The sequence below is a fragment of the Terriglobus sp. genome, assembly GCF_965201105.1.
GTDB lineage: Bacteria > Acidobacteriota > Terriglobia > Terriglobales > Acidobacteriaceae > Terriglobus.
The window spans coordinates 233449-246094 of the sequence record NZ_OZ241741.1 but is presented as its reverse complement, the minus strand read 5'-3'; the positions used below and the strand labels follow the sequence as shown (position 1 = coordinate 246094).

Annotated in this window: 7 protein-coding genes; 4 read left to right on the top strand and 3 right to left on the bottom strand. The window is 64.3% G+C overall.

What is annotated here, in order from left to right:
• Positions 1-111: 111 nt before the first annotated feature.
• Complete coding sequence (locus tag ACOFKT_RS01010; RefSeq protein WP_419805590.1) at positions 112-1821, bottom strand: efflux RND transporter periplasmic adaptor subunit; 1710 nt, start codon at positions 1819-1821, stop codon at positions 112-114.
• Positions 1822-2133: 312 nt separating this feature from the next.
• Here ACOFKT_RS01010 and ACOFKT_RS01005 point away from each other — a divergent pair, with 312 nt between their 5' ends.
• A complete protein-coding gene (locus ACOFKT_RS01005; RefSeq protein WP_419805589.1) occupies positions 2134-3687 on the top strand; it encodes a UbiA family prenyltransferase in 1554 nt (517 codons plus the stop codon).
• 299 nt (positions 3688-3986) lie between these two features.
• Here the strand turns inward: ACOFKT_RS01005 and ACOFKT_RS01000 are convergent, their stop codons facing one another.
• Positions 3987-7682 (bottom strand): choice-of-anchor D domain-containing protein, encoded by a 3696-nt coding sequence (locus ACOFKT_RS01000; RefSeq protein WP_419805588.1) that lies wholly within the window; start codon positions 7680-7682, stop codon positions 3987-3989.
• A gap of 152 nt (positions 7683-7834) precedes the next feature.
• Between ACOFKT_RS01000 and ACOFKT_RS00995 the strand changes: the two genes are divergently transcribed.
• The 3 genes from ACOFKT_RS00995 to pheT are packed head-to-tail and all read left to right on the top strand — an operon-like array spanning position 7835 to position 11574.
• Positions 7835-8236 (top strand): type II toxin-antitoxin system HicA family toxin, encoded by a 402-nt coding sequence (locus tag ACOFKT_RS00995; protein ID WP_419805587.1) that lies wholly within the window; start codon positions 7835-7837, stop codon positions 8234-8236.
• A 44-nt stretch (positions 8237-8280) separates the two neighbouring features.
• A complete protein-coding gene (gene pheS, locus ACOFKT_RS00990) occupies positions 8281-9375 on the top strand; it encodes a phenylalanine--tRNA ligase subunit alpha (RefSeq protein WP_419807068.1) in 1095 nt (364 codons plus the stop codon).
• A gap of 12 nt (positions 9376-9387) precedes the next feature.
• On the top strand, positions 9388-11574 hold the full coding sequence (gene pheT, locus ACOFKT_RS00985; protein WP_419805586.1) for a phenylalanine--tRNA ligase subunit beta: 2187 nt from the start codon (positions 9388-9390) through the stop codon (positions 11572-11574).
• Between the two features lie 104 nt (positions 11575-11678).
• Here pheT and ACOFKT_RS00980 read toward each other — a convergent pair whose 3' ends face one another.
• On the bottom strand, positions 11679-12617 hold the full coding sequence (locus ACOFKT_RS00980) for a DUF72 domain-containing protein (RefSeq protein WP_419805585.1): 939 nt from the start codon (positions 12615-12617) through the stop codon (positions 11679-11681).
• Positions 12618-12646 lie beyond the last annotated feature (29 nt).

Genomic DNA, 12646 nt, shown 5'->3' with positions numbered 1-12646 from the left:
CTCCGTCCGTTACCTCCGAGCCTCAAAGCCGTTGCTGGAAGAACCGGCGTTTGCTCCATCATGCGATACACCCTCACCTCGATACGAACCGGGAGATGGACTGGCTGAGACTTACTGGTGGGGTGCGCCGCTTGTGGTTCCCTGCTGGTTGGACTGACCACCCTGGCCGTTGGCGTTGGTCGAGCCGCCATTCGAGTTGGGCGTTCCTGTTTGCGAGCCGAGCCGGGTGGCGCCGCTGCCCTGCCCCGGTCCGACCGACGCATTGGACATGCCGAGAGAAGCCGAGCTGCCAGATTGCTGATTCTCAACATGCTGCGCCGGACGCGGGATGACCTTGCTGCTGCTTGTCAGCTTTTCTTCGCCGTCGGTGATGACGCGCTCGCCCGCACGCACGCCGCTGCGAACGACAACAGTGGTGCCCTGGGTCAGGTCCACCTCCACGGTGCGCTCCTGGACGGGGTAGCTGGTCTGGCGCATGGCGGGGTTCCCGCCGTTGCGGTCGCCTTTGCCGCGGCTACCCGCACCGCTGTCGCCGGAGCCGGGCATGTTGGTCTCGGAACCGGACTTGCCGGTGGTTCGTGAACGCCGCCCGGCGGCATCGCTCTGACTCGCCAGGGACTGCGTTTGTTCCGGCGAGACCGGGTGGTCCATGTCCACCACGTAGACGAACGAACCCTGCGTTCCGGTCTGCAGCGCGGCAGCCGGAATCGTAATGGCGTTCTGCCGGGTTTCAAGCACGAGCCGCACGTTGACGAACTGGTTCGGGTACAGCGCGCCATCTTGGTTATCGAAGACGGCTTTCAGCTTCGCGGTGCCGGTGGTGGTGTCGATCTGGTTGTCCACGGTGACCAGTTGGCCGGTCGCGAGCTTTTGCGCGTTGTTGCGATCCCAGGCTTCCACAGTCAGGTGCCGGCCGCCCTTCATATGATCGAAGACCTGGGGCAGCTGGTCCTCCGGCAGCGTGAAGATGACCGCAATGGGCTCGACCTGCGTGATGACGACCAGGCCGCTTGAGCTGTTCGCAGCGACCACGTTGCCGATGTCGACCTGCCGCAGGCCGACAAGACCGGAGATGGGCGAGATGATGCGGGTAAACGCCAGGTTGACGCGCGCTGCCTGGATTGCCGCGCGGTCTGACTCGAGCGACCCGACCGCCTGACCGGAGGTGGATTCCTGAGCCTGCGCCTGTTCCTTGCTGACGACCCCGGCGGCGTAGAGCTGGTTGTAGCGCTGGGCCTGCGCCTGGGCGTTGGCCGCGTTGGCTTGGTCGCGGGTCAGGTTGCCCTGCGCCTGGGCCAGCGCCGCCTGATAGGGGCGCGGGTCAATTTCGATGAGGAGCTGCCCCTCTGAGACGTGCTGGCCTTCGCGGAAGTTGACCCGGGTGATCTGGCCGTTGACCTGGCTTTTGAGCGTGACGGTGTTGTACGCGGTGACGGTGCCGAGGGCGTTCAGATAAATGGGAATCGGGCGCTGCTGCACCAAGTCATATGCGACCGGAACGGGCCGGTTCGCCATGGCGCGGGCACCGCTGGCCTGCTGCTGGTCGGCAGCCTTGTTGGTGCGAATGCGATAGACCACAAACCCCACCGCGGCCGCAATGACCAGAACGATGATGATGACGCGCAGCCAGGAGGAGCGCCGGGGCGGCGGCGTGGTGACCTGAGCGGTGCCGTTATTCGGGCCCTGGCGTGAGGCGGGATGCTGTGAAGCGTCGTTCGCCAGACCGGTGGAGGCAGGGGATGCGTGCGCCGGCAGCGCCGGATGCTCAGCAGAGGCAGAAAGATCATTGTGCTCGCTGGGCGAGGGCATAGGGCGCGGCAAACCTTTAGTTCAGAGATTCGTTGTAGGCAGCGGTCGCACGGGCACGTGCCGCGGACAGCACCGCTTTCGCAATCATATAGAGGTACGTTTCAGCCGCGCCAGAGTTTCGCCGGCTCCGAACCGTATCTCTGTCGGCCGGCAACGTTACGCTCGATACAGTGCAGTATGGTGCAGCGGCCATCCTTATAATCCGGGTAAGTTACGAAAGGACTGAGCGGCTGTGAGGAAGATCGAGGTTTCTCCACTCCGCACCCACGATGAGGCCGTGGGTGCTCCGGTCGAAATGACAAGGCTCGGGTGAAGGAGGAACGTTTGGTCGATCAGCAAGAAAGCGACGGCGGGCCTGTTCCGTCAAGTTCCGCCTCGGCTGAGCAGCCGAGCACGGTCCCTGCTGTAGTCCCGGGAGTGCCGTTGTGCGTGGACCTGGACGGCACGCTGGTCAAGAGCGATACGTTGGTGGACAGCATTCTGCTGCTGGCGCGGCAACAGCCCCGGTCGCCACTGTCGTGGTTCACCTGGGTGCGCCAGGGCAAGGCCGGCTTTAAGCGCGAGATCACCAGCCGGGCCGTGGTCGATGTGGAGCACCTGCCGTACAACCAGCCGCTGTTGACATTTTTGCGCGAGGAACATGCGCGCGGCCGGCAGATCTACCTGGCGACGGCGGCGGACATTGGCTTTGCGCGCCAGGTCGCGGACCACGTGGGTCTGTTCACGGACGTGCTGGCATCGGATGGGTCACTGAATCTGGCCGGGGCAAACAAGCTTGCGGCGTTTCAGCAGCGGTTCCCGGATGGTTTTTCGTACATCGGCAATGCCATTCCCGACCGCACGCTGCTGCAGGCGAGCCACGAGCCGATGACCGCCAACCCGCACGGCAAGCTGCGTTCCGCGATGCGGCGCGACCGGGTCACGGCGCATCGCGAGTTCCTGGACCGCCGCAGCCCGTTGGGCGCGCTGCTGAAAGCGATTCGCATTCACCAGTGGGCGAAAAACACGCTGGTGTTCCTGCCACTGCTGCTGGCCCACAATCGCAATGCAAACGTCGTTGGCGCAACGGTGCTGGCTTTCCTGGCGCTTTCGTTTTGCGCCAGCGCGACGTACATCCTGAACGACCTGTTGGACATTGAGGCGGACCGCCGGCATCCGCGCAAGCGCAACCGGCCGTTTGCGGCAGGCGACCTGTCGCCCTTTACGGGCGTGGCGATCGTTGCGGTGTTCTTTGTGATCGCGGTCACGCTGGCGGTGCTGGTGCCGCAGGTGTACCACGCGCTGCCCGGCAGCATGGGTCTGCATGAACTGCTGGCCAAGCCCTACCGCTTCCTGGGCTGGCTTGGCCTATACACCGTGACCACGCTGACGTACTCGTTCTACCTGAAGCGGCTGGCGCTGGTGGACGTGATCGTGCTGAGTGGCTTGTACACGGTACGCATTCTGGCGGGGTCGGCGGCGACAGACATCGATGTGTCCGCGTGGCTGGCGGCGTTTTCGATCTTCTTCTTTCTGTCGCTGGCGTTTGTGAAGCGGTTCAGCGAGCTTGGGTTGATGGTGGCCAGCAATCGAACCAAGGCCAGCGGACGCGGTTATGGGACGGGCGACCTGGAGCAGCTGCGGTCGTTCGGCAGCAGCAGCGCATTTGCCAGCGTGGTGGTGCTGACCATGTACATCAGTGGCCTGGCCAATGTGCTGTATGCGCACCCGTCACGGCTGTGGCTGCTGGTGCCGGTGCTGATCCTGTGGCTGTGCCGCGTGTGGCTGCTGGCCAGCCGCGGCGAGCTGCATGAGGATCCGGTGGTGTACGCGATTACGGACCGGACGAGCTGGCTGCTGGGGGCGGTGTCCGTGGGGATTGTGTGGGCTTCGCTGTAGGGCGATCACGTTGGGGCGGGTCCGTAGCCGTTTTGTTCGGGGTGGGGTAAGGCGCCAGGTAGCGGGTGGATGCAGCGCGTTCAGGTGGCCGGGTTCGATGTGTGGTGCGTTCCATGTGGCCTGGGCGAGGATTGGGCGCGGCAGTATGGGTCGCGCACTCAGCGCTCTGGTTTCCTGGCGCCTGGCACCTAGGCCTGCGGCCTAGGCTGGTATGGGGCGGGCCTTCGGCCCTGTCCGAAGACAGAAAGCAAGAAGGGGAGAGCCGAAAGGCTCTCCCCTTCTTGCTTCGGTTGGCGCGGTTACTGAATGGTGAGGGTGACCGGGACGGTTTGGGTGACGGCGGCGCCCGTTGCGACCACGTTGACGGTGTAGGTCCCCGGTGCGGCGGATGTTGTGTTGGTGGTGTTCGGAACGGTGTGTGAGCTGCAACCCGTTAAGCCAAGTGCGCCCGCAAAGGTGAGCGCGCAGATGCCGAGCAGCATGAGGCGGCTGCCGTGGAGGCGACGGCTGCGCGCCCCCAGGCCGGCCAGCAGGAGACCCGGCAGGCAGAACGCGAGAGCAAGCTTTGTGGAAGGTGCGGGAGCTGACAGGGACTGCGGCGTGAGCGCGCTGGTGTTGAGCGTGGAGGTACGCAGCAGCAGTGTGATGGACTGCGCGCTGCTGCCCGCGGCCAGGTTCAGCGTGGCGGCGGAACCGAAGTCGCAGGAGGTGTTCGCCGGCAGACCGGTGCAGCTGAGCGTGACCGTGCCGGCGAACGTGCTGGTGGGCGTGAGGGTGAGCGGAACCTGTGCGGCGAAGCCACGCTGCACGGTGGCGGCCGCAGTGGTGCTGCCGTTGGAGGTGAACGTAAAGGTCGCCGGTACGAAACCGGTGCCCGTCAACGTGGCGGTGGCAATGCCGCTGGCGTTGCTGGTCACGGTAAGCGTGCCGGTGCGGGTGCCGTTTGCCGTGGGTTTGAAGACGACATTGATCTGGCAACTGGAGCCTGTTGCGAGCGCCGCACCGCAGTTGTTGCTTTGCGAGAAGTCGCCCGTGGTGGCGACAGCGGTGATGCTGATGGGAGCTTCGCCCGTGTTGCTGAGCACGAACTGCTGACCGGACGAGGTGCTGCCAACTGTGATGGTGGTGCCGAAGGTGCCGTTGCCGGTGAGCGTGCCACGGACGACTGGTGCCGGCACCGCCAGATAGGTGAGCGCGGCGTCGTGATCGCTGATCCGGGCCGGTGTGGTGGCGTCGTTGGTCAAGGTGAGTGGGAAATCGGCGTTCAGGTGCGCGTAGGCAAGTGAAGTGCTGTTGACGACGTTGCTGGTGGCGACCACGTGATCGAGCACCTGCGCGTTGCCGAATTCCACATAGGAGCGGCGATCGGCGGGCGGCAGAATGGTGACCAGGTCGGTTGCCGCCGGGCTGACAATGGCCTTGCCGGACTGTACGGCTGTGCCCACGGCGGAGACGTTGCCGGTAAAGGTTCCCACAGTGTCGGTGTAGCCGTCAGAGAACTCGAAGGCGTTCAGGTCACCAAAGGCGAGCACGCGCTCACCGGCGGCCTGGTAGCCCTGGATGGCGGTGGCGATCGCCTCGGCCTGCAGTTCCTTCTTCAGGCGGGTGTCGGCGCTGGTGTTGATGCCGCTGAGTGAACGCAGGTGGTTCACGATCAGCGTCATGGGATAGTCAGTAGCGCCGCCGGCACGCTTGAAGCCGACGTGCAGCACCTGCGATGGCCGGTCGTTCAGTGTTTGTGTGCCGGTGGACGCCTGGAAGGTGGTCTGCGCGCCAATCTGCTCCCAGCGAACCACGTTTACCGTGGAGGGCTTGACGAGGAAGCCGACGGAGATGCCACCCACGTCGTCGGTGTAGGTTGTGGTGCTGTCAGTGCCGTAGGCCACGTAGCCGGGCGCGGGCGTGCCTGCAGCAACAGCGTCCGTGTCGATCTGCTTTGCAATGTCCCGCAGGACGGAGACGTTCTCAACCTCTTCCATGCCGATCACATCGGGCGTGTTCAGCACGTTGCGCACGGCGAGCGACAGCTTGGCGAGGCGGCGGGCATAGGCGGCGGCTGTTACGTTCACCGCGGAGCTGCCACCCACATTGCCGCTGCCGGCGTTGAAGTATTTGTTGTCGGCAGCGCTGGGATTGAAGAAGCGTTCGATGTTGAAGGCGGCGACCGTGACCTGGTTGCTGCCGGGAACCGCAAGCGGCTGTACCGTGACACCCGGCGTGTAGTTGGCGGATGTTACCTGGCCCGGCTGCAGGATGATGCGGGCCGGGTCGCCATAGGGCACGTCGGTGCTGTAGCTGAAGTCGATAACGCCGGTGACGTTGGTGAGGACGGCACCAGAGGAAACGTCGAGTGCTGTACCGCCGCCGAGCGAAGATTCCACGATGAAGCGCTCTGGGTTGTCGTCGTACAGGACGACGGAGGAGGGCCGTGCGACACCGGCTGCGGTTGCGGTCGCGGTGCAGGTGGTGAGAGTGGGGCAGGTGGTTGCGGGATAGTCGCGGAAGTCCATGCCCGGCTCGCGGAAGGGACGCGCGGTGCCGGTGGCGACGGCGTAGAACTGGCCGGAAGAGGTGACCGTCTCGGTGGTCTCGGTCAGATAACCGTCTGTGGGACTGACCGCGGTGAGGGAGGGTACCCTGACCAGCATGCTCTCGTATCTGGTGAGCTGGTAGATGCCGCCGCCGGGTGTCGGGAAGTTCGCCGGCAGAACGACCGGCGCGGGCACGGCCGAGGTGCCGTTGGACGTAACCGAGGCGCTGGTGACCTCAAGCGAGGGCGTGTGGCTGACGGTTGGCAGAGGAAACTGCGTCAGCGTTCCCGTTACGGTAAGGAGGTTGCCGACGGCCACGGCGGCAGGCTTTGCCGCGCTGCCCGTGTATACGTAGATGCCCTCGTCACCCGTGCTGCCGGGCGTGCTGCTGGGTGTTTGCAGGTAGTAGCCATTTGCGGTGATCAGCGTGACCACACCCTGCACCTGGATTGTGTTGCCGACGTAGGTAGCGCGGTTTGCCTGGACCGTGGCGATGGGCGTGGTGACCGTGGCCGCGTTGACGGTGAGATTGGCCGACCCGGTAACTGCCGGGTCGCTACTGGTGGCCTGAACGGCGATGGCGTATGTGTTTGGCGCAGTCGCGGCCGGGACCGTAACGGTGCTGCTGTAGGTGTTGGCTGACGTGAGCGCGAGTGCCTGGGTGGCGCTGCCGCCGAGGCTGCTGAGATTTGCCGTGACCGCGATGTTTGCCGTGGTGGTGCCGGGGCTTACGACGACCGACAGCGTGGTCGACATGCCCTGCATGACCGCGGTTGGAGTGAATGCGGTGCCCGTGATGGAGAGCGCGGTTGAGGTGGTGCCGCCGAAGGCGCTGTTGCGGGGGTTGGGCGTGACGGCGGTGTAGTCGGTCTTGTTCACGCCGGTCCACGAGTTGCTGCTGTTCAGGGCAAGGCTGGTGCCGTTTGTGGTGGCTGAGGCTCGATTGGCACCCGTACTGTCGCCATAGCTGCAGTTCGCCGTGGTGCCGGTTGCGGGTCCCCAGCCGACGAAGTCAGTGGCCTGCGCCGCGTTGGGGCAACTGGTGGTCAGCGTGGTGGTGCCGTTCACCAGGATTACTTTGCCCGTGGTGCCGGACATGTTGAAGGCATTGCTGGACGGCGCAAAGTCTGGCGTGGGAAGCGCACCCGTGTTGGCCGCGCCCGCCGCAAGCTCCACGAGAAAATACTTGCCGGACTGGATCGTGCCCTGCAGGACCAGGGTGCCGGAGGGCGCCGAGGTAGACGCGGCCGAGGCATACTGCAGCGAATAGGTGCTCAGGTCTACGGGAGCCGGCGTTGGGTTATAGAGCTCAACGAAGTCATTGGTGAACACCGATCCGCTGTTGCCGCCGCCGCCGTATACCTGCGAGATGATGAGGTGGTTCGCCTGCGCGAACGACACCGCCGAAGCGAGAACGATTGAGACGGCTGCAAAGGCAGCGCGCAAGGCAGGTCGGATAGGCAACACGGAAGCTCCGTTTGCTCAGGCAGGGCAAACTGCCGCGCTGAGCACAGGGGATAAAATCGGTACATCAGAGCCTAACCGAAGATCTGGACGATATGCGTGTACGCACGGTGAACGCTCTTCGGGCGGCCCCGTCCAGTACACTTTTACCGATGAAGGTTCGCGAGATCCTGCGCCTGCTGCACGACGATGGGTGGCGGCTCGACAGGCAGTGCGGCAGTCATCGCCAGTTCAAGCATCCCGCCAAGAGTGGCGTGGTGACCGTCGCTGGCCATCCCTCGATCGAGTTGAAAGAGGGCACTCAGAAAAGCATCCTGAAAGCAGGCGGGCCTCGCGCAATGAAAGAGTACGCAGCTGTGTTTGAGAAAACATCCACGGGATGGAGCGCATACGTGCCCGATCTTCCCGGCCTGGGCGTGGGCGCGGAAACGTTTGAAGAAACGGAACAGTTGATCCGCGAGGGTATCGAGTTTCATCTGGAGGGCCTGCGGGAGAGTGGCTGCGACATTCCGCAACCGGAGGCGCGGGTGCGTACGCTGGCGGTGGCTGCTTGAGTTGGTCATTGCCGGATGTGAAGGGCCTCACGAGCGAACAAAAGATCGGAGATGCTGTCGCGCAGGTCGAGGCTCGCTTCAACGAAGAGATCGATTCGGTTTCGGACGCTGAGATGTTGGAAGCCTTCCGAGTTCGCTGGTTTGGGGACAAGGCGGGACTCATCAACAAAGGCGTCGCGAGTTGGGTTCGCGAGCTCCCTCGTGAACTGAAGCCTGTTTTCGGGAAGCAGTTCAAGAACTTCGCGGGAGGAGTTGAACGCACTCTCAATGAACGCCGATTTGAAATAGAACGGGGAAAGGATTTCCATTCCTCTAGCCAGCTTCAATCGAGCAACCTCGATTTGTCCCTGCCAGGAATTCGGCGCAGCGTCGGCGTGGAGCATCCGTTGACGCGGACGATGCGCGAGATGGTGGCGGTCTTTGCGGCGCTGGGGTACTCGGTCGGCGTGGGGCCGGAGGTCGAGACGGACTTCTACAATTTCGAGGCGCTGAACTTTCCGCCGAACCACCCGGCGCGCGATACGCAGGACACGCTTGTGGTGGCCGATCAGGAGAGCAAGCCGCTGCGCGAGCGATACCTGATGCGCACGCATACCTCGCCCGTACAGATTCGCAGCATGGTGGCGAACGATCCGCCGCTGCGGCTGGTGATTCCGGGCAAGGTACATCGCAATGATGAGAGCGACGCGACGCATTCGCCGATTTTTCACCAGGTGGAAGGGTTGTGCGTGGATCGCGGGATTACGTTCAGTGATTTGAAGGGGACGCTGGATCACGCGATGAAGGCATTCTTTGGGTCGAGCGTGAAGACGAGATTCTTCCCTTCATTTTTCCCGTTCACGGAGCCGAGTGCGGATGTGCAGATTTCTTGTCCGTTTTGCGGGGGGAATGGATGCCGGAAGTGCAAGTGGAGCGGATGGATTGAGCTGCTTGGGTGCGGCATGGTCGATCCCGCGGTGTTTCAGGCGGTGGATGCGCGGCGGGTGGAGAACGGCCTGGCACCCGCGTTTGACGTTCCCGGTATCAGCGGCTTCGCTTTCGGCATGGGCGTGGAACGCATCGCGATGATGAAGTACGGCGTGGGCGACATTGGGCAGTTTTACTCGGGCGATCTGCGGTTCCTCGATCAATTTCTGTAAAGGCGCGACGACGTGAACGTTTTATCGAGTTGGCTGCGCGAGTATTTGCCCGCGCTGGACGTTTCGGACCGGCAGTTGGCCGAGGACCTGACGCTGCGCGGCATTGCGGTGGAAGGCGTGCATGCGCTGCCGGAGGGTGGCCATTTGTTTGAGATGGACATCACGACGAACCGCGTGGATGCGATGAACCACTACGGCATTGCGCGGGAGGCGGCGGCGATCTATGGTGTGCCGCTGCTGACGCTGGAGGACCGGCGGGTTGCGAATGCGGAGGGAACAGCAGGTGCCGGTGCAAGCACCGAGTCCACTCCGAACCCGCAAACTGTCGCGCGTTCCCCGGCCGGAATGACGACGCTTTCCGAGGCCCAAGGTGCCGGGTACCCGGTGCGCGTGGAGGCGGCGGAGCTGTGCGGTAGGTTCACGGCGCAGGTGGTGCGTGGTGTGACGGTGGGTGATTCGAGCGGCGTTGTGGCGGAGCGGTTTCTGGCGCTGGGGCAGAAGCCGATCAGCAATGCGGTGGATGCGACGAACTACAACTGGCTGGCGATGGGGCATCCGACGCACGTGTTCGATCTCGGCACGATTGAGGGCGCTGTTGTGGTGCGGCGCGCTCGGGATGGCGAGCGCATCAAGCTGCTGGATGGGTCCGAGAAAGTGTTGACCGGGGAAGATCTGGTCATTGCCGATGAGAAGAAGGCGCTGAGCCTGGCCGGCGTGATGGGCGGCTGGGATTCGCGCGTGACGGAGGCGACGAAGAACATCCTGGTGGAGGCGGCGTGGTTTTCGCCCGCGGCGATTCGGGCGAGCTCGCGGCGGCATGGGTTGCACACGGATGCTTCGCACCGGTATGAACGCGGCGCGGACCTGGGCGCATGCGGCGTGGCGAACCGGCTGGTGACGCGCGCGGTGCTGGCGGCATGCGGCGGCGCGGCCGAGGGTGAGATGACGGACGTCGTCGTGCCCGAGTGGGAGGCGCGGACCACGCAACGACCGCGTGTGTTGCTCAACGTGGCGCGGGCGCAGCAGCTGCTGGGCACGACGTTGAAGGCGGGACCGGCCGGCCATGTGGTTCCGGAGGACAAGATCGAGCAGTACCTGGAGGCGCTGGGGTGCCACTTGCGGCCGACGCCGGAGGGCGATGCCTTCGAGGTCACGCTGCCTTCGTGGCGGCTGGATTTGGAGCGCGAGATTGACCTGATTGAGGAGATCGCGCGCGTTTACGGCTACAACGGATTTGCGGACACGCTGCCCTCGTTCAGCGGCGGTGTGATCGCGCTGCCTCACGCTTCGCGGGAGGACAAGGTACGCGAGACGTTGCTGGCGCTGGGGTATACCGAGGCGATCTCGAGCACGTTTGCGTCGGTCGAAGACAGTGCCCTGTTTACCACCGCGAGCGCGGTGCCGATGGGAAATCCGTTGAGCGCGGAGGCCGGGGTGCTACGGCCGTCGCTGCTGCCGGGCATGGCGAGCATGCTTGCGCTGAATACGAATCGGGATATGGGCGCGGCGCGGCTGTTCGAGTACGGCACGGTGTTCAGCGGGTCGACGGCTGAGGTGAGTGAAACGCCCGCGCTGTCGCTGGGGGCGTACGGGGCGGCGAGTGCAACGAAGACGGTGTGCGCTGGCGATGCTTTGTTTTTTGAGGTAAAGGGTGCGGTGGAGGAGCTCCTGTCGCGGTTTGTGACGCCGCAGGCACGGTTCAGCGGGGATGCGCTGCCCGCCTGGATGGAGCCGGGCCGTGGTGCGCGGGTTTCGCTGGGGGGTGCCACGTTGGGCTTTGTTGGTGAGCTAAGCGCGACGGAACGTGACAAGCGCAAGCTGCGAGAGACGGTGGTGCTGGCCGAGGTGGATGTGCCGGCGCTGTTTGCGTATCCGTTGCGCAATCCCGCCGCGGTGGAGCCTTCGCGCTTTCAGGCTGTGGAGCGCGATTTGTCGTTTGTCTTCGCGGATCGCGTGCAGTGGGCGGACGTTGCGGGAGCGCTGCGCGGGTTGGAGGTTCCGGAGATGGTGTCGCTTGCGCCGGTGGAGATTTTTCGCGATCCGAAGGGCAAGAGTATTCCGCAGGGTGAGTATTCGCTGCTGCTGCGCATGGTGTTTCAGTCCAATGAGCGGACGTTGCGGGAGGAAGAGCTGACGGCCTGGCAGGATCGGGCGATTGCGGCGTTGACGGGGCTGGGTGGGCGGCATCGGGCGGGGTAGTTGGTGCGTTCCTCGCCCGCAGCATTTGTGTCGCGGAAACAAATACAGGTTTCTTCGCTACGCAGGACGGTGAAGCTGTCCTGCTCCGGTCGAAATGACAATGCTTACGCCTGCAACGAGTAGGCGTTCCCTTGGAGCGCGTTGACGCGGGTGCGGAGGGCGCGGGCGTCGAAGGGGGCGCGGACTTTGACGTCGTTATCGAAGTAGCAGAAGACGTCGCGCGCCCTGGCTGGGCGTGCGTGCTGTTTGGGGTGGCAATGGATGCCGCGCGGGGTGCAGTGCTCGGCCTCGTCGGGCACCTCCTGGCCGCGTGACCAGCTGACCATGCGCTCGGCCCAGCGGTCGATGGCGTCGGTTTCGTAGCCGGATGTGTAGAGCTGTTCGGAGCCGTGCAGGCGGCAGTAGATGAAGTCGGCGGTGATGTCGAAGAGCAGCGGCCAGTCGACGGTGTCGGCGACGACGAGGCCGACCTTGTGTTTGCGCAGAAGCGTGGCGAACGCGGGTGTGATGAAGCTGGGGTGGCGTACCTCAACGCAGTGGCGGATGGTGCCGCGAGCTTCGGCTTCCACGACAGCGCGGCCGTGAAAGCGGGGTGCGTGGTCGTGCGCCAGGACGGCGGCATCGGCGTGTGTCCGTGGCAAGAGGTTGAAGAAGGCGGCGAGGCGGTCCGCGTCGAAGGCGAGCTGCGGCGGAAGTTGCCAGAGAATCGGTCCCAGCTTGCGGCCGAGTGCGAGCAGGCCCTGCGCGAAGAAGTTTGCCAGTGCCGGTTCGACAGCACGCAGCTTCTTCATGTGCGTGATGAAGCGGGCGCCTTTGATGGCGAAGACGAAGTCGTCCGGCGTTTCCCCGTGCCAGCGGCGAAAGCTTTCGGGCCGCTGCATGGAGTAAAAGGTGCCGTTGATTTCGACGGAGTTGAAGTCCTGCGCGGCGAACTCAAGCTCGCGGCGCTGCGGCAGCTTCGGCGGGTAGTAGACGCCGCGCCATGGCCGGTAGCGCCAGCCGGAGATACCGATGCGGATATCGCCCAGGGACCGGTGGTTCATGCCAGTGTGGGATGCCGCGTTCGCTACGG